Raw genomic sequence first — 22,841 nt, 5'->3', positions numbered from 1 at the left:
AAAGACCGGCCGCGGCCCGCGCGTGCACCGGAATCGCACCCGAATCGGCGCGGCGGCGGTGCCGCGTTCTCCGCATTGGTGCGGTGCCGCAGGCTTTTTCGTATGCTCGGGAGCCTGCAACGCGGGGCACGCGCCCCCACGAACCTCCGAAGACCCAAGCCATGTGCGGCTCCGAACTCCATTCCCTTCCCGACGGTGTCCAGCGCGTCGCGCGCGTGCTCCAGGACGCCGGCCATCCGCATGCGCCGCGCATGCTCGACGACGCCTGCCGCACCGCGCAGCAGGCGGCCGACGCGCTCGGCATCGCGGTCGGCCAGATCGCCAAGAGCATCATCTTCCGGCGCAAGAGCGACGAGGTCGCGGTGCTGGTCATCACCTCGGGCGACAGGCGCGTCGACGAGAAGAAGGTCGACGCGATCGTCGGCAAGACCGGCCGCGCCGACGCCGACTTCGTGAAGGCGCGCACCGGCTTCACCATCGGCGGCGTGTCGCCCGTGGGCCATGTGACGAAGCCGGTGGTGCTGATCGACCGCGAGCTGTTCCGCTTCGAGGAGATCTGGGCCGCCGCGGGCCATCCGCATGCGGTGTTCCAGCTGCGCCCGCACGACCTCGAGACGCTCACGGGCGCGCCGGTGGCCGACGTGGTGGTGGCCGCGGCGTGAACGTCGCCGAAGCGCAGGCCCTGGCCGATCGCGCCGCCGACCTGCGCGAGCGGGCCGAGCCGGTGCCCTCGCCCTGCAGCTCGGTGTGCCGCATGGACCGGCTCAGCGGCTTCTGCGAGGGCTGCCTGCGCACCATCCCCGAGATCGCGGGCTGGAGCCGCATGGAGGACGGCGAGCGGCGGCAGGTCTGGCGCGCGATAGAGTGGCGGGCCCGGGCCGGCATCTGGCGCGCCCCGGCCATCGGAGACATCGACGCATGAAGCACATCGACTTCTACCTGGACTTCATCTCGCCCTATGCCTATCTCGCGTTCGAGCAGCTGCCGCAGGCGCTCGAGGGCCTGAGCTACAGCGTGGACTACCGGCCGGTGCTGCTGGGCGCGGTGCTCAAGGCGCACGGCCAGCTCGGGCCGGCCGAGATTCCCGCCAAGCGCGGCTGGACCTACCGCCACGTGCTGTGGCTGGGCCACCAGCACGGCATCGAGATCGCGATGCCGGCCTCGCATCCCTACAACCCGCTCGCGCACCTGCGGCTCGCGCTCTCCACCTCCGACGACGGCCGCGTGAGCCGGCTGGTGGCCGAGACCGTGTTTCGCCATGTCTGGCGCGGCGGCCTCGAGGCGGCCGATCCCGCGCGGCTGGCCGCGCTCACCGCGCAACTGCAACCGCGTCGCGATGCCGGCAGCGACGAGAGCAAGGCCCTGCTCCAGCGCAACACCGCGGACGCGATCGCGCTCGGCGTGTTCGGCACGCCCGCCTATGCGGTCGACGGCCGGCTGTTCTGGGGCTTCGACGGCCTCGCGATGCTGCGCGCCTACCTCGCGGGCGATGCCTGGTTCGACGGCCCGCAATGGGCCGGGGCAGACCAGCGTCCGGCCCTGCTGCGCAGCAGCAAAAACTGAGCATCCGCAGCACCGACGCTGCATTTCTTACAGGCTGAAACGGGCGTCGAGGGTTTCACCTTAATTCGTAAGCGCCGGTTCAGTTTCGCGAAAGGCTCGGGTCAGTCGCGCCTCCAAGAATGCCCCACGGTCCCGAATTCGGGCGCCGCATGAACGCATACACAGGAGACGATCAATGGCAGCCACACTAGATTCACGGGGAGTGCCGCATCCGGCCCCCCGGCCCATGTCGGCGGAGGAGAAGAAGGTCATCTTCGCTTCTTCGCTGGGAACCGTGTTCGAGTGGTACGACTTCTACCTCTACGGTTCGCTCGCGGCGATCATCGCGAAGCAGTTCTTCAGCGGCCTCGATGCGGGCGCGGCCTTCATCTTCGCGCTGCTGGCCTTCGCGGCCGGCTTCCTGGTGCGTCCGTTCGGCGCCATCGTGTTCGGCCGGCTCGGCGACATGATCGGGCGCAAGTACACCTTCCTGGTCACGATCCTGATCATGGGCCTGTCGACCTTCATCGTCGGCCTGCTGCCCAGCTACGCGACCATCGGCGTCGCGGCGCCGGTGATCCTGATCGCGCTGCGCATGCTGCAGGGCCTCGCGCTCGGCGGCGAGTACGGCGGTGCCGCCACCTACGTGGCCGAGCACGCGCCGCACGGCAAGCGCGGTGCCTACACCTCGTGGATCCAGACCACGGCCACGCTCGGCCTGTTCCTGAGCCTGATCGTGATCCTGGGCGTACGCGAAGGCCTGGGCGAAGCGGTGTTCAACGACTGGGGCTGGCGCATTCCGTTCCTGGTCTCGATCCTGCTGCTGGGCATCTCGGTGTGGATCCGCCTGTCGCTGTCGGAATCGCCGGCGTTCCAGCGCATGAAGGCCGAGGGCAAGACCTCGAAGGCGCCGCTGGCCGAATCCTTCGGCCAGTGGAAGAACCTGAAGATCGTGATCCTGGCGCTGGTGGGCCTGACGGCCGGCCAGGCCGTGGTCTGGTACTCGGGCCAGTTCTACGCGCTCTTCTTCCTGACCGCGCAGCTCAAGGTCGATGCGACCACCGCCAACCTGATGATCGCCGCCGCGCTGCTGCTGGGCACCCCGTTCTTCGTGGTCTTCGGCACGCTGTCGGACAAGATCGGCCGCAAGCCGATCATCATGGCCGGCTGCCTGCTGGCCGTGGTGACCTACTTCCCGGTCTTCAAGATGCTGACCGAGGCCGCCAACCCCGACCTCGCCAAGGCCCAGGCCACCGCCGGCGTGACCGTGACCGCCGACCCCGCGACCTGCTCGTTCCAGGGCAACCCGGTGGCGCGCGAGATCGACTTCCGCAGCTCCTGCGACATCGCCAAGCGCTACCTGGTGCAGAACTCGGTGAGCTACGAGAACGTGGCCGGCGCGCCGGGCTCGAAGGCCGTCGTGAAGATCGGCGACAAGACGGTGGAAGCACCGATCGGCAACGTCGTGAACCTCAAGTTCGACGAGGCCTCGGCCAAGGAGATCGCCGCCTTCAAGAAGGGCGTGGCCGAGGACCTGAAGATCGCGGGCTACCCGGCCAAGGCCGACCCCGCGAAGATGAACAAGGTGCTGACGGTGCTGCTGCTGTTCTGGCTGGTGCTGCTGGTGACCATGGTCTACGGGCCGATCGCCGCGATGCTGGTCGAGCTGTTCCCCACGCGCATCCGCTACACCTCGATGAGCCTGCCGTACCACATCGGCAACGGCTGGTTCGGCGGCCTGCTGCCCACCACCGCCTTCGCCATCGTGGCCTCGACCGGCAACATGTACAACGGCCTCTGGTACCCGATCATCATCGCGTTCATCACGCTGGTGATCGGCACGCTGTTCATCCGCGAGACCAAGGACGTGGACATCTACGCCCACGACTGAGCGCCGCGGCGCCATCGAACAGAGGGGAGGGCGCCGCGCGCCCTCCGTTCAACAAAGAGGCTTCATGCCGACCCTCGGCATGAGGCCTTTTTCTTGAACCCCGCATTACCCATCTCAGGAGACAGAACCCATGTGGAAAATCGCAGTCGGCTTCGCCATCTTCGCGGCCATCGCGCTGTACGTGATCTCGAAGGCCGGCGACAAGGTCGACATGTCGGGCGAGAAGCACGGCGTGACGCACGAAACGGCGCCTGCGGCGCCCGCGGCTGCGGCGAGCGCGCCGCAGTAAATCTCCGAAGCGCTGCCTAGCGCTTGAAGCGGCCGTCGCTCACGATCGAGAGGTCGACGTACTCGATGCCGGTGTGATCGGTCGGCGAATACGAGATATCGAGCCCGCCGCCCGGGTCGTACTGGAAGGCATTGAGCGTGGCCAGCAGCCGCGCGCGCGTGGGCTTGGGCCCGGTGCGGCGCAGCGCCTCCACCAGCACCTTGGTCGCGACGAAGCCTTCGAGCAGCGCGGGCGACAGCTCCTCCTGCCCCTTGGCCTTGGCGAGCGCCAGGGCCTCCTTGATCAGCGGGTTGCCGAACGAGCGCTCGTAGGGGAACACCTGCGTGACGATCACGCCGCGGCTCGCGCTGCCGAGGTCCTTGATGAAGCCCGAGGCCGCGTTGTTCGACAGCGTGACCACCTGCGCGGCCGAGCCCGCGGCGCGCAGCGCCTTCACGCCATCGGACACCGAGGTGCCCGAGCCGATCCACAGCACGGCCTGCGCATTGGCCTCGACCAGCTTCGGCACAATGGCCGCGAAGTCGGGCTTGTTGCGGTCGGCCAGCGCGATCACCACCGGCTTGAGGTTGGCCTTCTCGAAGCCGCGGTTCGCGCCCTCGAGCCCGTCCTTGCCGAAGGAGTCGTCGGCCTGTACCACCGCGATGCGCTGGATGCCCGTGGTCTGCAGGTGCACCACCGCCTTCTCGGCCTCGCGCTGGTAGGTGGAACGCACGTTGAAGATGTTCTTCTGCACCGGCTTGTGCAGCGCCATCGCGCCGGTCGAGGGACCGACCAGCGGCACGCCGTGCTTGTCGAGCAGCGGGATCACCGCGAGCGTGTTGGGCGTGCCGCGGTTGAGCAGCAGCGCGACCACCTTCCTGTCCTCGATCAGGATGCGCGAGTTCTCGAGCGAGCGCTTGGCGTCGAGGCCGTCGTCCATGCGGATGACCTCGATCTGCTCGCCGTTGATGCCGCCCTGGGCATTCACCTGGTCGATGACCAGCTGCGAGCCCATGATCGTTTCCTTCACGCTGGCCGCCACCGGTCCCGACAGGTCGGCCGACTGGCCGATCACGATCTGGGCCGATGCCCCGGTCGCCGCGAGTGCGATCAGCAATGCGGCGGCGCGCAGGCGCGGGATGCTTTTCTTCTTCTTCATCGACAAAACCTTTCCCGTCGGGATTCGTGTTCATGTCAGTAAATGCAATTATGTGTAGCCAGACGTGACATGCGATTCCTCGTGCAAACCCTGTCAAACCGTTGTTTGCAAAAGCAAAAAGCCGGGCACGCGGCCCGGCTTGGTCAAGAGGGAAGGGCGCCGCTTCAGCGCTTGAAGCGGCCCTCGCTGATGATCGCGAGGTCGGCGAAATCGATGCCGCTGTGGTCCTGCGGCGAGTAGCTGACCTCGAGGCCGCCGAGGTCGTAGTCGCGCAGGCCGTCGAGCGCGGCCACCACGCGGGCGCGCGTGGGCTTGGGGCCGGCGCGGCGCAGCGCCTCCACCAGCACCTTGGCCGAGGCGAAGCCCTCGAGCGCCGCGGGCGAGAGCTCGTTCTGGCCCTTGGCCTTCGCGAGCGCGATCGCCTCCTTCACCATCGGGTAGCTGATCGAGCGCTCGCTCGGGAACACCTGCGTGACCACCACGCCGCGGCTGGCCTCGCCGAGCTGCTTGATGAAGCCCGAGGAAGCGTTGTTCGACAGCGTGACCACCTGCGCCGCCGAGCCGGCCGCGCGCAGCGCCTTGATGCCGTCGACCACCGCGCTGCCCGAGCCGATCCACAGCACCGCCTGCGCCTTGGCCTGGACGATGGCGGGCACGATGGCCGCGTAGTCGGGCTTGTCGCGGTCGGCCGGCACGGTGGCCGCGGGCTGGGCCTTGGCCTTGCCGAAGCCGGTCATCGCGCCCTCGAGCGCGTCGGCGCCGAAGGAGTCGGTCACGTGCACGACCGCGATGCGCACCATGCCGATGGTCAGCAGGTGCTGCACCGCCTTCTCGGCCTCGCGCTGGTAGGTGGCGCGCACGTTGAACACGTTCCGCTGCACCGGCTTGTGCAGCACCATCGCGCCGGTGGAAGGCCCGATCAGCGCCACGCCGTGCTTGTCGAGCCAGGGAATGATGGCCTGCGAATGCGGCGTGCCGCGGCTCATGAAGAGCGCGAGCACCTTCCTGTCCTCGATCAGCGCGCGGCCGTTCTCGCCCGCGCGCTTCACGTCGAAGCCGTCGTCGAGCCGGACTACCTCGATCTTCTCGCCGTGCACGCCGCCCTGCGCGTTGGCGGCATCGATCACGAGCTGAGCGCCGCCGATGGTCTCGTTGACGCTGGCGGCCACCGGGCCGGTCATGCCGGCGGTCTGGCCGATCAGGAGCTGCGCCTGCGCGGGCAGCAACAGCAGCGCACCGAGCGCGATCAGGACCGCGCGCAGGCGGCCGTGCTTCTTCGTCATGTGGTCGTCCCCCGTTGTCGATGGCGTCGCCACCGTTGCAAACCAACGCCTTATTTGTTTCCAAAAGTATTCCGAAGGCCATTCGGACAAACCCCTGCGACCGCACCGACCTTGTGACGCAGTGCACGGGAGCGTCATGGACCACTCCCTAGAATGTTTGCCCCACCCCCAAGGCACTCATGACACAGGGCTCCATCCGCATCCGTGGCGCACGCCAGCACAACCTCCAGAATCTCGACCTCGACATCCGCACCGGCGAGATGACCGTGGTCACCGGGCCCAGCGGCTCGGGCAAGTCGAGCCTCGTGTTCGACACCCTGTACGCCGAGGGCCAGCGGCGCTACGTCGAGACCTTCTCCGCCTACGCGCGCCAGTTCCTCGACCGCATGGACAAGCCGGCGGTCGACAAGGTCGAGGGCGTGCCGCCCGCGATCGCCATCGACCAGACCAACCCGGTGCGCTCCTCGCGCTCCACGGTCGGCACGATGACCGAGCTCAACGACCACCTGAAGCTGCTCTACGCACGCGCGGCCGACCTGTTCGACCGCGAGACCGCGCTGCCGGTGCGCCACGACTCGCCCGACAGCATCTATGCGCAGATCGTCGAGCGCGCGGCGGCCGCGGGCGATCCGCGGCTGGTCGTGACCTTCCCGGTCGAGCTGCCCGCGAGCACCACGGCCGACGAGGTCACGCAGTGGCTGTCGGCCAGCGGCTTCACGCGCGTTCAGTCCGAGCGCGAGGTGGCCACGCCCACCGGGCCGCGCAAGGTGCTCGACGTGGTGGCCGACCGCTTCCGCGCCTCGAGCGCCGAGCGCTCGCGCGTGGTGGAGGCGATCGAGGTCGCGCTCAAGCGCGGCAGCGGGCGCGTGACGGTGCATGCGACGGGCGTCGAGGAGAACGCGCCGACCGATGTATGGAAGTTCTCCACCGGCCTGCACTGCCCCGAGAGCGACATCCGCTACGGCGACCCGATCCCGTCGATGTTCTCGTTCAACTCGGCCGTGGGCGCCTGCGACACCTGCCGCGGCTTCGGCCGCGTGATCGGCGTCGACCTCGGCCTCGTGATCCCGAACGACAAGCTCACCCTGCGCGCGGGCGCGATCAAGACCATCCAGACCCCGGCCTGGAAGGAGGCGCAGGACGACCTCATGCGCCACGCCGAGGCCGCCGGCATTCCGCGCGACACGCCGTGGAACAAGCTCACCGCCGAGCAGAAGCACTGGGTGATCGAGGGCACGCCCAACTACAAGGAGGGCAACTGGAACAAGCAGTGGTACGGCATCCGCCGCTTCTTCGGCTACCTCGAGAGCAAGGCCTACAAGATGCACATCCGCGTGCTCTTGTCGAAGTACCGCAGCTACACGCCGTGCCCCACCTGCGCGGGCGCGCGGCTCAAGCTCGAAAGCCTGCTGTGGCGCATCGGCAGCAAGGAAGACGCCGACGCGGTGCTGCCGCCCGAAAAGCGCTTCATGCCGGTCGGCGTGAAGTGGACGCGCGCGCAGCTCGAGGCGCTGCCGGGCCTGTGCCTGCATGACCTGATGCTGCTGCCGATCGAGCGGCTGCGCCAGCTGTTCGACCGCATGACGACCGGCGGCGCCGCCGCGGCCGGCGAGACGCAGCGTCCGAGCGCGGCCGGCGAGGCCCAGGCGCTCAAGCTGCTGTTCGAGGAGATCACGACCCGGCTGCGCTACCTGCACGACGTCGGCATCGGCTACCTCACGCTCGACCGCCAGAGCCGCACGCTCAGCGGCGGCGAGGTGCAGCGCATCAACCTCACGACCGCGCTCGGCACCTCGCTGGTCAACACGCTGTTCGTGCTCGACGAGCCCAGCATCGGGCTGCATCCGCGCGACATGAACCGCATCACCGAGGCCATGCTGCGGCTGCGCGACGCGGGCAACACGCTGGTGGTGGTCGAGCACGACCCGGCCGTGATGCTGGCGGCCGACCGCGTGATCGACATGGGCCCGGGCCCCGGCGCGCGCGGCGGCCAGATCGTGTTCGACGGCAGCACCGACGCGCTGCGCGACGCCGACACGCTGACCGGCCAGTACCTGGGCGGGCGCAAGAAGATCGGCATGGGCTTCAAGCGGCTGGTCAGCGAGAACACGCACCGGCTCATCCTCGAGGGCGTGCGCGAGCACAACCTCAAGGACATCAGCGTGGAGTTCCCGCTCGCGCGCCTGGTCTGCGTGACCGGCGTCAGCGGCTCCGGCAAGTCGACGCTGGTGCAGGACGTGCTCGCGCCCGCGCTGATGCGCCACTTCGGCAAGGCCACCGAAACGCCCGGCGCGCACGACCGCCTGCTCGGCGCCGACCACCTCGGCGACGTGGTGTTCGTCGACCAGTCGCCGATCGGCAAGACCGCGCGTTCCAACCCCGCGAGCTACGTCGGCGCCTGGGACGCGATCCGCGAGATCTTCGCCACCGCGCCGATCTCGCGCCAGCGCGGCTACACCGCGAGCAAGTTCAGCTTCAACTCGGGCGACGGCCGCTGCCCCACCTGCGGCGGCTCGGGCTTCGAGCACGTCGAGATGCAGTTCCTCTCCGACGTCTACCTGCGCTGCCCCGACTGCGACGGCAAGCGCTATCGGCCCGAGATTCTCGAGGTGCGCATCGAGCGCCATGGCAAGAGCTACAACGTGGCCGACATCCTCGAGCTCACGGTGGCCGAGGCGGCCGCATTGTTCGACGCGGACCGCGATGTGCTCCGCGTGCTGCAGCCGATCTCCGATGTGGGCCTCGACTACGTGAAGCTGGGCCAGCCCGTGCCCACGCTGTCGGGCGGCGAGGCGCAGCGCCTGAAGCTCGCGGGCTTCCTGGCCGAGGCCGCCAAGGGCGCGACCTCGAGCAAGCAGGCGGTGGCGCGCAAGGGCACGCTGTTCCTGTTCGACGAGCCCACCACCGGCCTGCACTTCGACGACATCGCGCGGCTCATGCGCGCGCTGCGCAAGCTGCTCGACGCCGGCCATTCGCTGATCGTGATCGAGCACAACCTCGACGTGATCCGCGCCAGCGACTGGTGCATCGACCTCGGCCCCGAAGGCGGCGAGGGCGGCGGCCAGGTGGTGGCGGAGGGCACGCCCGAGCAGCTGCGCGAGAACCGCGCCTCGCTCACGGGCGCCGCGCTGGCCGACTACGAGCTCGCGATCGGCCCCGGTGCCTACAAGGTGGCCGAGCGCGCGGCGCGCCGCTACATCGCGCAGGCCAAGAAGGCGCCGGGCGCCGACGCGGTCGAGATCGTGAACGCGCGCGAGCACAACCTCAAGAACCTCAGCGTCGACATCCCGCGCGGCAAGTTCAGCGTGGTCACGGGCGTGAGCGGTTCGGGCAAGTCCACACTGGCCTTCGACATCCTGTTCAACGAGGGCCAGCGCCGCTATCTCGAATCGCTCAACGCCTATGCGCGCAGCATCGTGCAGCCCGCGGGCCGGCCCGAGGTCGATGCCGTCTACGGCATTCCGCCCACGGTGGCGATCGAGCAGCGCCTGTCGCGCGGCGGCCGCAAGAGCACGGTGGGCACCACCACCGAGGTCTGGCACTTCCTGCGCCTGCTGTTCGTGAAGCTCGGCGTGCAGCACTGCGTGAAGGACGGCGCGGCCGTGCAGCCGCAGACGCCCGACAGCATTGCGGCGCAGCTGATGCGCAACTTCAAGGGCCAGCACATCGGCCTGCTCGCGCCGCTGGTGAGCAACCGCAAGGGCGTCTACACCGAGCTGGCCGACTGGGCGCGGCCGCGCGGCTTCACGCACCTGCGCGTCGATGGCGACTTCCTGCCGACCGCGGGCTTCCCGCGCATCGACCGCTTCAAGGAACACAGCATCGAGCTGCCGGTGGCCAGCCTCGACGTGCTGCCCACGAACGAGAACCAGCTGCGCGAGGCGCTCACGAAGGCGCTCGAGCACGGCAAGGGCGTGGTGCACGTGCTCAGCGAGATGGACGGCCTGCGCGCCGCCATGATGGCCGGCGTGACGGCCGCGGGCATCGGCCGCGTGAGCGTGTTCTCGACCCTGCGTGCCTGCCCGGTCTGCAGCACCAGCTATGCCGAGCTCGACCCGCGCCTGTTCAGCTACAACAGCAAGCACGGCTGGTGCCCCGACTGCGTGGGCACCGGCGTCAAGCTCAGCAAGGAGCAGCGCAAGATCTTCGACGACTCGGTGATGGCCGACGACCAGAAGGGACGCGAGCAGACCTTCGCCGAGCCCGACGCCGAGGACGTGGGCGACGTGGCCTGCCCGACCTGCAAGGGCACGCGGCTCAACCCCACCGCGCGCGCGGTGCTGTTCGGCGGCGGCGCGGTCCATGCGCATGCCGGCACGCCGGGCTGGGGCGAGGGCGGCATCGGCATCACCGAGCTCGCGCGCATGAGCGTGACCGACATCCGCACCTGGTTCGAGAACCTCTCGCTCTCGGGCCGCGAGGCCGAGATCGCGCGCGACCTGGTGCCCGAGATCAAGAGCCGGCTCGAGTTCCTCGAGGAGGTGGGCCTGGGCTACCTCACGCTCGACCGCGGCGCGCCCACGCTGTCCGGCGGCGAGGCGCAGCGCATCCGGCTCGCGGCGCAGCTCGGCAGCAACCTGCAGGGCGTGTGCTACGTGCTCGACGAGCCGACCATCGGCCTGCATGCGCGCGACAACCGCATCCTGCTCGACGCGCTGCACAAGCTCGGCGACAAGGGCAACACGCTGGTGGTGGTGGAGCACGACGAGGACACGATCCGCCGCGCCGACCACATCATCGACATCGGCCCGAGCGCCGGCAAGCGCGGCGGCCGCCTGGTGGCGCAGGGCGCGGTGGCCGACATCGAGCAGGCGGCCGAGTCGCAGACCGGCCGCTACCTGCGCGACGCGATCAAGCACCCGCTGCAGGCGCGCCGGCTCATTCCCTCGCCCGACCCGAAGGCGCCCGACAACGGCCAGTGGCTCACGGTGCGCGGCGCCGACATGCACAACCTGCAGGACGTGACGGTCACCGTGCCGCTGCAGCGGCTGGTGGTGGTCACGGGCGTGAGCGGCTCGGGCAAGTCCACGCTCGCGCGCGACGTGCTGCTGGCCAACGTGCAGGCGGTGGTGCAGCAGCGCAGCACCAAGGCCGGCCGCGACGCCGATGCCGCGGGCAAGCGCCCGGCCTGGGCCGGCTGCAAGGGCGTCGAGGGCTACCAGAGCGTGGACCGCGTGCTCGAGGTCGACCAGACACCGATCGGCAAGACCCCGCGCAGCTGCCCCGCGACCTACATCGGCTTCTGGGACACCATCCGCAAGCTGTTCGCCGACACGCTCGAGGCCAAGGCGCGCGGCTACGGCCCGGCGCGCTTCAGCTTCAACACCGGCGAGGGCCGCTGCCCGGCCTGCGACGGCGCGGGCGTGCGCACCATCGAGATGAGCTTCCTGCCCGACGTGAAGGTGCCCTGCGAGGTCTGCCACGGCGCGCGCTTCAACCCCGAGACGCTGGCCGTGAGCTGGCGCGGCAAGAGCATCGGCGACGTGCTGCAGATGGAGGTGGACGAGGCGGTCGAGTTCTTCGCGAGCATGCCCAACATCAGCCATCCGCTGCAGCTGCTCAAGGACGTGGGGCTCGGCTACCTGACCCTGGGCCAGCCCTCGCCCACGCTGTCGGGCGGCGAGGCGCAGCGCATCAAGCTGGTGACCGAACTCAGCAAGGTGCGCGACGACATCACGCGCCGCGGCCAGAAGGCGCCGCACACGCTCTACGTGCTCGACGAGCCGACCGTGGGCCTGCACATGGCCGACGTCGAGAAGCTGATCCACGTGCTGCACCGGCTGGTGAACGGCGGCCACAGCGTGGTGGTGATCGAGCACGACCTCGACCTGATCGCCGAGGCCGACTGGATCGTCGACCTCGGGCCCGAGGGCGGCAACGGCGGCGGCCGCGTGGTGGCGGCTGCTGCGCCCGAGGAAGTGGTGCGGCTGGGCACGCACACGGGCGTGGCGCTGGCGCCGGTGCTGGCGCGCTGAGCGTTCAGGCGCTTTCCGCCCGCGCCGCCTCGCGCAGGGCCTCGAGGCAGGCGGCCACGGCCGGCCTGTCGTCCCGCGCGCCCTGCAGGACGCCGATGCCCTCGAACTCGCCGTCGAGTTCGTAGGCGACGCGCGCGACCAGCCCCCATTGCACGAAGGGGGCGATGAGGCTGCGGGGCACCATCGACAGCACGCGGTCGCCGCGCAGGAGCTCGAGCACCAGCGGCAGCGAGGTGCTCGAGATCGGATGCAGCGCGGGCGTGGGCGCCCCGGGCGCCTCGAAGAGCGCATCGAAGACGCGGCGCACGCCGATGCCGTGGACCGGCAGCGTCCAGCGCGCCGCGCGCAGGTCGGCGAGCGTGGGCCGTGCCTTGCGCGCGAGCGGATGGCGGCGGCCCGCGACGATCCATGGCACGTCGGGCGCGAGGGCTTCGAAGCTGCAGGGCGCGGGCGTTTCCCCCGGCCGGCGGCACAGCGCCAGGTCCACCCGCCCGGACATCACGTCGGCCAGCAACTGCTCGCCCGGCGCTTCGAGCACTTCGATGCGCAAGGCCGGATGGCGCGCGCCGAAGGAGGGCAGCACCCGGCACAGCAGCCCCGAGACGGCGGCCGGGATCGCGCCCACGCGCAGCACGCCGCTCGCACCGGCCTGCAGCGCATGCACGGTGTCGGCCGAGGCACGCAGGGCGCTCAGGGTGTTGCGCGCCATCGGGATCACCGCGCGGCCCGCGGCCGTGAGCCGCATGCCGCGCACGTGGCGCTCGAACAGCGGCGTGTCGAGCAGGCCCTCGATGTCGGCCAGTGCCTGCGTCGCGGCAGGCTGGCTCATGCCGATCTGCTCGGCCGCGCGCCGCACGCTGCCCGAATCGGCGACGGACACCAGCAGCTGCAGATGGCGCAGGCGTCCTTTCGCGACCAGCCGGGCGTAGAGGACGGACGAGGCGGGTGTCTCCATGGGGTATCGAGGGGTATCGGGTTTGCTTATCAACTAGCCCATCAATCTATTGGAAGCCGATCGATGGCGTCAACATAATCCGGCCGTTTCCAGCCTTCCCACGGACCCACGCCATGCTGTTCTCACGTCGTCGTCTCGCGGCCCTCGCGCTGGCCCTGCCGGGTCTCTGCGCGCTTCCGGCCTTCGCGCAGGGAACCTATCCCGAGCGCCCGGTCAAGCTGATCGTGCCGTTCGCGCCCGGCGGTTCGACCGACCTCGTGGCCCGCCTGGTGGCCGACAGGATGCAGGCCACGCTGGGCCAGCCGGTGGTCGTGGACAACCGCGCGGGCGGCGGCGGCATGATCGGCTCCGAAGCCGTGGCCCGCGCCGACGCGGACGGCTATACGGTGGGCATCGGCACCGTGAGCACGCTGACGGTGAACCCGCTCCTGCTGAAGGCGAACCGCGTCGATCCGCTGAAGGACCTGGCGCCGATCGCGCTGCTGGCGACCGTGCCTGCCGTGTTCATGGTCCACCCCTCGTTCCCGGGACGCAGCTTCGAGCAGGTGGTGGCCGAGCTGCGCGCCAGGCCCGATGCCTACAACATGGGCTCGTCGGGGCCGGGCTCCATCAGCCACCTGCTGATCGAGGCGATGAACGTCGACCTCAAGTTCAAGCTGCGCCACATCCCGTACCGGGGCATGGGCCCGGCGCTGACCGCGGCGCTGGCGGGCGAGACCCAGGTCTCGAGCGATCAGTACCCCTCCTCGGCCGCCTACATCAAGAGCGGCAAGCTGCTGCCCTTCGCCGTGGGCGCGCATCGGCGGCTCGATGCGCTGCCGTCGGTCCCGACGCTCGCGGAGCTGGGCCAGCCCGAGCTCAACGCGCTGGCGATGACCTGGTTCGGCCTGGTGGCGCCCGCGAAGACGCCGCCCGCCATCCAGAAGAAGCTGCAGGACGCGGCCACCGCCGCGCTGCGCGATCCGGCATTGCTGGCGCGCCTCAAGGAACTGGGCATGGAGGCCGCGGGCGGCACGCCCGAGGCCTTCCGCGCGCAGATCGAGAGCGGACTGGCGCGCAACCGCCGCATCGTCGAGGCCGCCGGCATCCGCCCCGAATGAACCCCACCATGAATCCATCGACGCCTTCCCTTTCCCTCGCCGGCATCGCCGAAACCATCGATGCGCGATCGCAGCGCCAGCATGCCGAGGTCGTCGCGTGGCGGCGCCACATGCACCGGCACCCGGAGCTGTCGTTCAAGGAAGTGGACACCGCCAACTTCCTCGAGCGCGAACTCGCGGCCATCGACGGGCTCGAGCTGACGCGGCCCACGCCGACCAGCCTGCTCGCGCGGCTGTCCGGCGGCCGGGAGGGGCGCACGCTGGCGATGCGCGCGGACATCGACGCGCTGCCGCTGCAGGACCGCAAAAGCTGCGACTACGCTTCCGGCAACGCCAACGTGATGCACGCCTGTGGCCATGACGGCCATGCGGCGATGCTGCTGGGCGCGGCGCGCATCCTCGCCGGCCTGCGCGCGCAGGTGCCGGGCGAAGTGCGCTTCTTCTTCCAGCACGCCGAGGAACAGCATCCCGGCGGGGCCCAGCAAATGGTGGATGCGGGCGTGATGGACGGTGTCGACCAGGTGATCTCCGCGCATGTCATGTCGACCCTGGACACGGGCAGCATCGCCGTGCTCGACGGGCCGGCGCTGGCCAGCTCCGACCGCTTCGTGCTGCGCCTGCGCGGGCGTGGCGGCCATGCGGCCAACCCCGACCGCTGCATCGACCCGATCCTGGTCGGCGCGCAGATCGTCGGCAACCTGCAGGCCATCGTCTCGCGCAACACCGATCCGCACGAGGCGCTGATCCTTTCCGTCACGCGCTTCGATGGCGGCAGCGCCTTCAACGTGATTCCCGACGCGGTCGAACTCTGGGGCTCGGTGCGCTGCTTCAGCGAACAGGTGCGCGCCGGCGTGCCCGCGCTCGTGGAGCGCATCGCCAGCGGCGTGGCGGCGGCGCATGGCGCCCAGTGCGAGCTGGAGTACATCCGCGGTTACAGCCCCGTGGTCAACGACCCCGTGGTGGCCGAGCGGGTGCGCGCGGCGGTGCGCCAGGGCATCGCGACGGCGTCGCTGCAAGCCATCCGGCCCTTGCCGAACAGCGAGGACTTCAGCGCCTTCCTTCGGCATGCGCCCGGCGCCTACGCGTTCATCGGCGCGCGCAGCGCGGCCAAGGGCATCGTGCATCCGCACCACCACCCGCATTTCGACTTCGACGAGGACGCGCTGCTGCACGGCGTGCAGCTGTTCGCGAACGCGCCCTTCCACTTGAACGCATAGGGCTTTGCGCCAGGCTCGCCGCGGCGGGCGAAACGAGCGCACAATGGTCCGCAACCTTGGCGCAGGCGCATCCTGAATCAGCCATGGCGAAGTCGACATGCGAAGGGATGAAGCGCCGCGACGAGGCTCGCAAGGAGCCATGCCATGACCCGCTTCATCGATGTCCACAGCCTGGTCCGCCTGGTCGATGAGACCGGCGTGCCGCAGTTCCTCACGGCCCTGGCCGACGCGCTGCGCGACGACTTCCTGCGCTGGCGCGAGTTCGACAAGAAGGCCCGCGTGGCCAGCCATTCGCACCTCGGCGTGATCGAGCTGATGCCGGTGGCCGACGACGGCGCCTATGCCTTCAAGTACGTCAATGGCCATCCGCACAACACCGCGGTCGGGCTGCCCACCGTCATGGCCTTCGGCGTGCTCGCCGAGGTCGACACCGGCTATCCGGTGCTGCTGTCCGAGCTCACGCTCACCACCGCATTGCGTACCGCCGCCACCTCCGCCATGGCCGCGCGCGTGCTCGCGCGGCCCGGCTCGCGCAGCCTGGCGCTGATCGGCAACGGCTCGCAGAGCGAGTTCCAGGCGCTGGCCTTCCATGCGCTGCTGGGCATCGAGGAGGTGCGCGTGTTCGACATCGACCCGCATGCCACCGACAAGCTGGTGCGCCATCTCTCGGCCTGCTCGCCGATGGCGATCGTGCGCGCGCATTCGGTGGCCGAGGCGGTGCGCGGCGCCGACATCGTGACCACCGTCACCGCCTACCAGGGCCATGCGACGGTGCTCGAGCCCGGGATGATCGAGCCCGGCATGCACATCAACGCGGTGGGCGGCGATTCGCCCGGCAAGACCGAGCTCGACCCCGGGGTGCTGCGCGGCGCGCGCGTGTTCGTGGAGTACGAGCCGCAGACCCGCGTCGAGGGCGAGATCCAGCAGCTGGCGGCCGACTTCCCGGTGCACGAGCTCTGGAAGGTGCTGCTCGGCGAGGTGCCGGGCCGCGAGCGGCCGGACCAGGTCACGGTGTTCGATTCGGTCGGCTTCGCGCTCGAGGACTACACCGCGCTGCGCTACATCCACCAGCTCGCCATCGAGCGCGGCGTGGGCCGGCAGATCGCGCTGGTGCCCGAGCTCGACGATCCCAAGGACCTGTTCGGGCTCACGGCCGCGGGCCGGCGCCGGGCCGTGCTGCGGCGTGCGGCATGATGGGCGGCTGTCCAGCCACGGCGCCCGCCGCCGACCCCGTTCCATGCTCACCATCTACAACGACCGGCACGCACTGCACCAGGGCAAAGTCGAGATGTTCCGCGGCGAGCTCGTGCCGTGCTTCGAGGTGCCGGCACGCGCCGACCACGTGAAGGCCGAGATCGAGCGCCGCGCGCTCGGCCCGCTGCTCGCACCCGATGCGCTGCCCGACGCACTGCTCGCCAAGGTGCATGCGCCGCGCTACCTCGACTTCATCGCCGGCGCCTGGGACGAATGGGTGGCGCTCGATCCCGCCAATGCCGGGCGCGACGCGCTGCCCTCATACTGGCCCACGCGCGGCATGCGCACCGATGTGCTGCCCGCGAGCTTTCCCGCGCGCCTGGGCCTGTTCGGCTTCGATGCCGGCACGCCGCTGACGGCCGGCAGCTGGGCCGCCGCGCGCCATGGCGCGGCCTGCGCCTTCACGGCCGCGCAGCGCGTGCTCTGCGGCGAGCGCGCCGCCTTCGCGCTGACCCGGCCGCCGGGCCACCATGCGGGCGCCGACTTCTTCGGTGGCTACTGCTTCCTCAACAACGCCGCCGTGGCCGCGCAGGCGCTGCGCGACGCGGGCATCGAACGCGTGGCCGTGCTCGACGTCGACTACCACCACGGCAACGGCACCCAGGCCATCTTCTATGCGCGCGACGACGTGCATTTCGCGAGCCTGCATGCCGATCCCGTCACCGACTATCCCTACTACCTCGGCCATGCCGACGAGCGCGGCGCCGGCGCGGGGCTGGGCTTCAACCACAACCTGCCGCTGCCGCGCGGCACCGACTTCGCGTTCTGGCGCGCGGCGCTGACGAGCGCGCTCGCGCGCATCGCCGAGGTGAAGGCCGGCGCGCTCGTGGTCTCGCTCGGCGTCGACACCTTCGAGGGCGATCCGATCTCGGGCTTCAGGCTGCGCGGCGACGACTACCTGCGCATGGGCAAGGACCTCGCGCGCGCGGGCCTGCCGACGGTGTTCGTGTTCGAGGGCGGCTATGCGGTGGCCGAGGTGGGTGTCAACGCGGTGAACGTGCTCGAGGGCTTCGAGCAGGCCTGAATGTCCTTGCGGCCTTGAGGAAATCAGGGCTGCCCCGGTTGTCTCGTGCCGATCGGCGGGGCCCAATCGCGCTCTTTCAAATTCAGCCGGGACCCCCGCCGCCATGCTCCGCCGCCACACCTTCCTCCGCGCCGCCGCGCTCGCCGCCTGCGGTTTCGCCGCGCCTCTGGCCGCCTTCGCGCAGCAGGCCTTTCCCGCCAAGCCGGTCAAGCTGGTGATCGCCTTCCCCGCGGGCGGCCCCACCGACATCACCATGCGCCAGCTCGCCGACAACGCGAGCCGCATCCTCGGCCAGCCCGTGATCGTCGACAACAAGCCCGGCGCCGGCGGCACCCTGCCCGCGCAGGCGCTTCAGACCTCGCAGGCCGACGGCTACACCATCGCCCAGATCCCGCTCGGCGTGTTCCGCCTCGGCTACACCACCAAGATCAACTGGGATCCGCTCAAGGACATCAACTACGTCATCAACGTGACCGGCTATGCCTTCGGCATCGTCGTGCCCGCGAACAGCCCGTTCAAGACCTGGGCCGACTTCGTCGCCTATGCCAAGGCCAATCCCGGCAAGCTGACCTACGGCTCCACCGGCACCCTGACCAGCCCGCACCTGACCACCGAGCTGGTCGCGCAGAAGGCCGGCATTGAGCTGCAGCACGTGCCCTACAAGGGCAGCGCCGACCTGATGCTCGCCGTGGTGAGCGGCCAGCTCATGGCGGCGGCCGACAGCACCGGCTTCGCGCCGCAGGTCGAGGCCGGCAAGCTGCGCGTGCTCAACACCTGGGGCGAGAAGCGCCTGGCCAAGTTCCCCGACGCGCCCACGCTCAAGGAGCTGGGCTACGACATCGTGCAGAACTCGCCCTTCGGCATCGGCGCGCCCAAGGGCACGCCGCCCGAGGTGGTGAAGAAGCTGCACGACGCCTTCAAGCAGGCGATGGAGGAGCCGAGCTACGTCGCCGCGCTGGGTCGCTACGACATGCTGCCCGACTACATGAGCTCGGCGCAGTACACGAAGTTTGCGCAGGACACGGTGGCGCGGGAGAAGGTGCTGATCGAGAAGCTGGGGTTGGCGAAGGAGAAGTGAGGCGGGCGCCCTGCTTCTTTGTCAAACATGTTTAAAAGCTAGAGTTTTTTAAACATGACAAGGCGGACATGCATAAGAATCGGCGGTTTCCTGTACATGTCCGGCCTTCCGAATGGCATTCGATCGCCTGCAACCCTTCAATGCGCTGCCCTTGCTGCCGCCTGCGATCGAGCTCGAAAGCAAGGCGGTGCTCAAGCAGGCGATCTCCGCCAACCGTGTCCTTGCCAACCTTCGAGGGCTTGCCGCGCAGATTCCGAACCAGGACGTCCTGATCAGCAGCATCGTCCTGCAGGAGGCCCGGCTTTCGTCCGAGATCGAGAACATCGTCACCACCAACGATGAGCTGTATCGCGCGGACGCCGATGCCGATGGCAAGGCCGATGCGCACACCAAGGAAGTCCTGCGCTATCGCGAGGCGCTGTACCTGGGGCTCGAGGCCCTGAAGACACGCCCGCTGGCCACCAACCTCTTCATCGAGATCGCGCAGCGGATCAAGCAGATCGAGTTCGGCGTGCGTGCCGTTCCCGGCACCGCGTTGAAGAACAACGTAGGCGAGGTGATCTACACGCCGCCGGTCGGCGAAGCCGTGATCCGGGAAAAGCTCGCGAACCTGGAGGGCTTCATCCACGGCGACGACGATCTCGACCCCTTGCTGAAGATGGCGGTGATGCACTACCAGTTCGAGGCCATCCATCCCTTCGCGGACGGCAACGGCCGAACGGGGCGCATCCTGAATCTGCTGTTCCTGGTCGACAAGGGATTGCTGGACAGCCCGGTGCTCTTCCTGTCGCGCTACTTCATTGCGAACCGGGTCGGCTACTACGATGGCTTGCGCCGGGTGACCGAATCGCGGGACTGGGAGAACTGGTTGCTCTTCATGTTGCGGGCGGTGGAGAGCACGGCCCAGCAGACCTTCGATCAGGTGATGCGCATCCGAGCGCTGATGGAGCGGGTCCGGGAGCGGGTGCAGCGGGAGGCGCCGAACGTCTACAGCAAGGATCTGGTCGAGGTGATCTTCCGTCACCCGTACACCAAGATCCAGTTCGTGGTCGACGCCGGTATCGCCAAGCGGCAGACGGCATCGGGCTATCTCCAGGTGCTGGCCAAGCTGGGCGTGCTGCGCGAAAGCCGCCACGGCCGCGAAAAGTACTACGTCAACGACGCGCTTTTCGACGAACTCGTGGCGTGAGACATGTCGATGCCATCGACATATCGCGAAAACGTGTCGATTTTTGATGGATTTTTAAACATGATCGGCATGGGCACGGCGCTCACTGCCTGATCGCAAACAACTCCCCCACCAGCCGCTCCCCCAGCGCCACGCGCACCGGCTCCCCCCCGAACACCAGCCGGAACACGATCGGCGCGATCAGGTGATCGATCACCTGTTCGGCCGTCGGCGTGGTCTCGCCGCGCGCGCGCGCCTGCTCGACCAGGGCCAGGGCCTCGCGGCGGCGGTTGCGCAGGCAGTCGGTGTCCTCGTCGCCGTTGGCCAGCGCGGCCGCGGCCTTCAAGAGCGAGGTGTTGCACGGCTTGGCCAGGTGCTCGATGAGTTCGCGCGCCCAGGCCTCGAGGTCGGCGCGCAGCGTGCCGGTGTCCGGCAGCGGGCGGTCGGGGTCGAGGCGGTGGGTGGCGGTCTCGGCCAGCAGGCCGGAAAGATCGCCCCAGCGGCGGTAGATGCTGGAGGCGCTGACGCCCGCGCGTTCGGCCACGGCCGGCACGGTGACGCGCTCCCGGCCCTGTTCGGCGACCAGTGCCTCGAGCGCGGCCCGCACCTGCGCCTGCACCTGCGCGCTGCGCCCGCCCGGGCGCCTGGCGGAAGAAGAAGGAACGGCGGGCGTGACGGCGGTGTTCATAGTGAATCGACTTTAACGCAAAGATATTTGCTTTAACAGCGGAGGAGGCCTAGAATCGCAAACGCAAAGATTTGTGCGTTAAGAGCCGTTTCGCGCCAAGGAGTTCACCGTGTCCCAATGCCCCGACCTCGCAAGCCGCCCCGGTACCGCCGCCACCCCTGTCCGCGCGGCGCCGCGGCGCATGCCCGCGGCCCTGGCCTTCCCGCTGCTGGCGGCGGTGCTGTTCGCCTTCTTCTTCGCGGCGGCCGCACCCTCGCCGCTGTTCGTGGTGTTCCAGCACGCCTGGGGCTTCTCGTCCTCGATGCTGACGGTGGCGTTCGCGATCTACGCCATCGCGCTGCTGATCTCGCTGCTGGTGGCCGGCTCGCTGTCCGACCACATCGGCCGCCGCCCGGTGGTGCTCGCGGCGCTGGTGCTGCAGGCGGTGGCGATGGGGTTGTTCCTGCTGGCGGGCGATATCGGCGGGCTGATCCTCGCGCGCGTGGTACAGGGCGTGGCGACCGGCATCGCGAGCGGCGCGCTGAGCGCGGCCGTGGTCGAGGCTGCGCCGGCCGCGAAGAAGCGGCTGGGGGCGCTGATCACCAGCGTGTCGCCGCTCGCGGGCCTGGCGCTGGGCGCGCTGCTCACGGGCATGGCGGTGCGCTGGACCGGGCAGCCGGTGACGTGGGTGTTCGGCGTGCTGGCGCTGGTGTTCGCGTTCGGCGCGGCGCTGGTGCTGTGGATGCCCGAGACCGTGACGCCGCGTGCCGGCGCGCTGGCCTCGCTGGTGCCGCGGGTGTCGATCCCCGTGCGGGCACGCGCCGAGTTCGCGCGCGGGCTGCCGGTGTTCGTCGCGGTGTGGGCGCTTGGCGGCTTGTTCCTGTCGCTCGCGCCTTCGCTGATGCACCACGTGTTCGACATCGACAGCGGCGTGGTCAACGGCCTCACGATCGCGGTGCTGTCGGGCGTGGGGGCCGCGGCGCCCACGCTGCTGGGCCGCTTCGCGGCGCCGCGCCCGGCGATCCTCGGCATGGCCAGCCTGGCGCTCGGGCTGGTGCTGCTGCTGGCGGCGCTCGCCACGCGTTCGCTGGCGCTGTTCTTCGTCGGCACGGCGGTGGCCGGCATCGGCTTCGGCGGCGCCTTCTCGGCGCTGGTGCAGACGCTCGCGCCGCTGGCCCAGTCGCACGAGCGCGGCGAACTGTTCGCGGCGATCTTCGTGGTGAGCTACCTGGCCTTCAGCCTGCCGGCGATGCTCGCGGGCTTCCTGGTCGCGCCGCTGGGCCTGCTGGCGACGGTCGAGGGCTACGCGGGCGTGCTGCTGCTGGTCGCGGCCGTGGGCACCTGGAACCAATGGGCGCCGCTGCGCCGGCGTGCCGCGCCTTAGTTCGGTCGCGCCGCGAGGATCGCTGCCACCGCCTCGCTGAAACCCGCGCCACGCTCGCCGCGCGTCACGTAGTGCGGCAGGAACTCGAGCTGCGGCACGAAGCGCGCGACGTTCGCCACGCCGATGCTGTGCGCGAAGCGGCGGAACATCAGCTGGTCGTTGGTCGAGTCGCCCACGTAGGCCCAGCGCGCCATCTCGTCGTCGAGCCGGCGGCCCCAGAGTTCGCGCACGATCCAGCGCGCGCCCTCGAGCTTGTCGTTGCCGCCGTACCAGCCGTTGACGTGGATGCTGCTCACGGTGGCATGCATGCCCTCGCCGCGCATCAGCGCCACCACGCGCGCGATGGTGGCCTCGTCGAGCCGTACGAACTCGCTGTGGTCGATCGCGATGTCGGTCTCGCGGCCCGGCGAGTCGGTGGCGCGGCCGGCGCCTGGAATCTCCGCCTCGATGCGCGCGAGCACCGCCTGCATGCGCCGGTAGTTGGCGGCACGCGTGGGTGCGTCCTGCTGGTAGCGCCTGGCGATGCCGCCGCCGGGCAGCGGCAGCAGCGCCACCGCGCCGTTCTCGGCCACGATCGCATCGACCGGCCAGGCGTTGACGAAGGGTTCGCTCCAGCCCACGGGCCGGCCGGTGATCGCCACCACGTGCAGCCCGGCCGCGCGCAACGCGCCGAGCGCGGCGAGTGCATCGGCGGTGATCGCGCCCTCGGTGGTCAGCGTGTCGTCGATGTCGGTGAACACGCCCGCGAGCGTGGCGCGCGCGGTGGCGGGCCATTGGCCCAGCGGCAGCAGGCGGTCGGGCGAGGCGGGGAGGGAAGAAGACGCGGTGAAGGAGGACATGGCGGACGGCACGGCAGGAGCGCGGATCGTACCGGTG

At 69.8% G+C, this 22,841-nt stretch carries 18 protein-coding genes; 13 read left to right on the top strand and 5 right to left on the bottom strand.

The features are described from left to right. Positions 1-161: 161 nt before the first annotated feature. The 5 genes from KV106_RS18755 to KV106_RS18735 all read left to right on the top strand — a co-directional run bounded on the left by KV106_RS18755 (position 162) and on the right by KV106_RS18735 (position 3,722). The gene (locus tag KV106_RS18755) at positions 162-662 is read left to right on the top strand and encodes a YbaK/EbsC family protein (protein WP_057590723.1); all 501 of its coding nucleotides are present in this window, start codon (positions 162-164) and stop codon (positions 660-662) included. Next, positions 659-922 (top strand): DUF1289 domain-containing protein, encoded by a 264-nt coding sequence (locus tag KV106_RS18750; protein WP_409976537.1) that lies wholly within the window; start codon positions 659-661, stop codon positions 920-922. The genes KV106_RS18755 and KV106_RS18750 overlap by 4 nt, the downstream gene beginning before the upstream one ends. Continuing rightward, a complete protein-coding gene (locus tag KV106_RS18745; RefSeq protein ID WP_261211622.1) occupies positions 919-1,563 on the top strand; it encodes a 2-hydroxychromene-2-carboxylate isomerase in 645 nt (214 codons plus the stop codon). The genes KV106_RS18750 and KV106_RS18745 overlap by 4 nt, the downstream gene beginning before the upstream one ends. 175 nt (positions 1,564-1,738) lie before the next feature. After that, the gene (locus KV106_RS18740; RefSeq protein WP_261211620.1) at positions 1,739-3,433 is read left to right on the top strand and encodes an MFS transporter; all 1,695 of its coding nucleotides are present in this window, start codon (positions 1,739-1,741) and stop codon (positions 3,431-3,433) included. 130 nt (positions 3,434-3,563) lie between these two features. Continuing rightward, positions 3,564-3,722 (top strand): hypothetical protein, encoded by a 159-nt coding sequence (locus tag KV106_RS18735; protein ID WP_261211619.1) that lies wholly within the window; start codon positions 3,564-3,566, stop codon positions 3,720-3,722. A gap of 16 nt (positions 3,723-3,738) precedes the next feature. Here KV106_RS18735 and KV106_RS18730 read toward each other — a convergent pair whose 3' ends face one another. Together KV106_RS18730 and KV106_RS18725 are read right to left on the bottom strand one after the other, a co-directional pair. Beyond that, a complete protein-coding gene (locus KV106_RS18730) occupies positions 3,739-4,860 on the bottom strand; it encodes an ABC transporter substrate-binding protein (RefSeq protein ID WP_261211618.1) in 1,122 nt (373 codons plus the stop codon). 164 nt (positions 4,861-5,024) lie between these two features. Then, on the bottom strand, positions 5,025-6,143 hold the full coding sequence (locus tag KV106_RS18725) for an ABC transporter substrate-binding protein (RefSeq protein WP_057590728.1): 1,119 nt from the start codon (positions 6,141-6,143) through the stop codon (positions 5,025-5,027). Between the two features lie 179 nt (positions 6,144-6,322). Between KV106_RS18725 and uvrA the strand changes: the two genes are divergently transcribed. Then, positions 6,323-12,118 (top strand): excinuclease ABC subunit UvrA, encoded by a 5,796-nt coding sequence (uvrA, locus tag KV106_RS18720; RefSeq protein ID WP_261211616.1) that lies wholly within the window; start codon positions 6,323-6,325, stop codon positions 12,116-12,118. Between the two features lie 4 nt (positions 12,119-12,122). Here uvrA and KV106_RS18715 read toward each other — a convergent pair whose 3' ends face one another. Beyond that, on the bottom strand, positions 12,123-13,073 hold the full coding sequence (locus KV106_RS18715) for a LysR family transcriptional regulator (protein WP_057590730.1): 951 nt from the start codon (positions 13,071-13,073) through the stop codon (positions 12,123-12,125). Between the two features lie 113 nt (positions 13,074-13,186). Here KV106_RS18715 and KV106_RS18710 point away from each other — a divergent pair, with 113 nt between their 5' ends. From KV106_RS18710 to KV106_RS18685, 6 genes are all read left to right on the top strand, one after another. After that, positions 13,187-14,173: a Bug family tripartite tricarboxylate transporter substrate binding protein gene (locus tag KV106_RS18710; RefSeq protein WP_261211614.1), complete on the top strand. Its 987-nt coding sequence runs from the start codon at positions 13,187-13,189 to the stop codon at positions 14,171-14,173. Positions 14,174-14,181: 8 nt separating this feature from the next. Further along, positions 14,182-15,390 (top strand): amidohydrolase, encoded by a 1,209-nt coding sequence (locus KV106_RS18705; RefSeq protein ID WP_261211613.1) that lies wholly within the window; start codon positions 14,182-14,184, stop codon positions 15,388-15,390. 144 nt (positions 15,391-15,534) lie between these two features. After that, on the top strand, positions 15,535-16,584 hold the full coding sequence (locus KV106_RS18700; protein WP_057590732.1) for an ornithine cyclodeaminase: 1,050 nt from the start codon (positions 15,535-15,537) through the stop codon (positions 16,582-16,584). A 43-nt stretch (positions 16,585-16,627) separates the two neighbouring features. Then, a complete protein-coding gene (locus KV106_RS18695; protein WP_261211612.1) occupies positions 16,628-17,668 on the top strand; it encodes a histone deacetylase family protein in 1,041 nt (346 codons plus the stop codon). A 103-nt stretch (positions 17,669-17,771) separates the two neighbouring features. Then, positions 17,772-18,746: a tripartite tricarboxylate transporter substrate binding protein gene (locus tag KV106_RS18690; protein WP_057590734.1), complete on the top strand. Its 975-nt coding sequence runs from the start codon at positions 17,772-17,774 to the stop codon at positions 18,744-18,746. A 112-nt stretch (positions 18,747-18,858) separates the two neighbouring features. Continuing rightward, entirely contained in the window at positions 18,859-19,935 is a 1,077-nt protein-coding gene (locus KV106_RS18685; RefSeq protein WP_261211611.1) for a Fic family protein, read from the top strand. An 82-nt stretch (positions 19,936-20,017) separates the two neighbouring features. Here KV106_RS18685 and KV106_RS18680 read toward each other — a convergent pair whose 3' ends face one another. Next, positions 20,018-20,602, bottom strand: coding sequence for a TetR/AcrR family transcriptional regulator (locus KV106_RS18680; protein ID WP_261211610.1), 585 nt, complete (start codon positions 20,600-20,602; stop codon positions 20,018-20,020). Between the two features lie 109 nt (positions 20,603-20,711). On the opposite strand from KV106_RS18680, the gene KV106_RS18675 reads away from it, so the two are divergent. After that, complete coding sequence (locus KV106_RS18675; protein WP_261211609.1) at positions 20,712-21,965, top strand: MFS transporter; 1,254 nt, start codon at positions 20,712-20,714, stop codon at positions 21,963-21,965. On the opposite strand, the gene KV106_RS18670 is transcribed toward KV106_RS18675, so the two are convergent. Next, positions 21,962-22,804, bottom strand: coding sequence for an HAD-IIB family hydrolase (locus tag KV106_RS18670; protein ID WP_261211608.1), 843 nt, complete (start codon positions 22,802-22,804; stop codon positions 21,962-21,964). The genes KV106_RS18675 and KV106_RS18670 overlap by 4 nt on opposite strands. Positions 22,805-22,841: the final 37 nt, after the last annotated feature.

Origin of the sequence: Variovorax endophyticus (assembly GCF_025376855.1) — a bacterium.
Taxonomy (GTDB): Bacteria; Pseudomonadota; Gammaproteobacteria; order Burkholderiales; family Burkholderiaceae_C; genus Variovorax.
The sequence above is the reverse complement of the archived record's forward strand: the minus strand, read 5'-3'. Positions and strand labels throughout refer to the sequence as shown.

Excerpts from the sequence above, each read along its gene's own strand:
- KV106_RS18755 (WP_057590723.1), top strand. The coding sequence starts at position 162 with ATGTGCGGCTCCGAACTCCATTCCCTTCCCGACGGTGTCCAGCGCGTC.
- KV106_RS18745 (WP_261211622.1), top strand. The coding sequence starts at position 919 with ATGAAGCACATCGACTTCTACCTGGACTTCATCTCGCCCTATGCCTAT.
- KV106_RS18740 (WP_261211620.1), top strand. The coding sequence starts at position 1,739 with ATGGCAGCCACACTAGATTCACGGGGAGTGCCGCATCCGGCCCCCCGG.
- KV106_RS18735 (WP_261211619.1), top strand. The coding sequence starts at position 3,564 with ATGTGGAAAATCGCAGTCGGCTTCGCCATCTTCGCGGCCATCGCGCTG.
- KV106_RS18730 (WP_261211618.1), bottom strand. The coding sequence starts at position 4,860 with ATGAAGAAGAAGAAAAGCATCCCGCGCCTGCGCGCCGCCGCATTGCTG.
- KV106_RS18725 (WP_057590728.1), bottom strand. The coding sequence starts at position 6,143 with ATGACGAAGAAGCACGGCCGCCTGCGCGCGGTCCTGATCGCGCTCGGT.
- uvrA (WP_261211616.1), top strand. The coding sequence starts at position 6,323 with ATGACACAGGGCTCCATCCGCATCCGTGGCGCACGCCAGCACAACCTC.
- KV106_RS18715 (WP_057590730.1), bottom strand. The coding sequence starts at position 13,073 with ATGGAGACACCCGCCTCGTCCGTCCTCTACGCCCGGCTGGTCGCGAAA.
- KV106_RS18710 (WP_261211614.1), top strand. The coding sequence starts at position 13,187 with ATGCTGTTCTCACGTCGTCGTCTCGCGGCCCTCGCGCTGGCCCTGCCG.
- KV106_RS18705 (WP_261211613.1), top strand. The coding sequence starts at position 14,182 with ATGAATCCATCGACGCCTTCCCTTTCCCTCGCCGGCATCGCCGAAACC.
- KV106_RS18700 (WP_057590732.1), top strand. The coding sequence starts at position 15,535 with ATGACCCGCTTCATCGATGTCCACAGCCTGGTCCGCCTGGTCGATGAG.
- KV106_RS18695 (WP_261211612.1), top strand. The coding sequence starts at position 16,628 with ATGCTCACCATCTACAACGACCGGCACGCACTGCACCAGGGCAAAGTC.
- KV106_RS18690 (WP_057590734.1), top strand. The coding sequence starts at position 17,772 with ATGCTCCGCCGCCACACCTTCCTCCGCGCCGCCGCGCTCGCCGCCTGC.
- KV106_RS18685 (WP_261211611.1), top strand. The coding sequence starts at position 18,859 with ATGGCATTCGATCGCCTGCAACCCTTCAATGCGCTGCCCTTGCTGCCG.
- KV106_RS18680 (WP_261211610.1), bottom strand. The coding sequence starts at position 20,602 with ATGAACACCGCCGTCACGCCCGCCGTTCCTTCTTCTTCCGCCAGGCGC.
- KV106_RS18670 (WP_261211608.1), bottom strand. The coding sequence starts at position 22,804 with ATGTCCTCCTTCACCGCGTCTTCTTCCCTCCCCGCCTCGCCCGACCGC.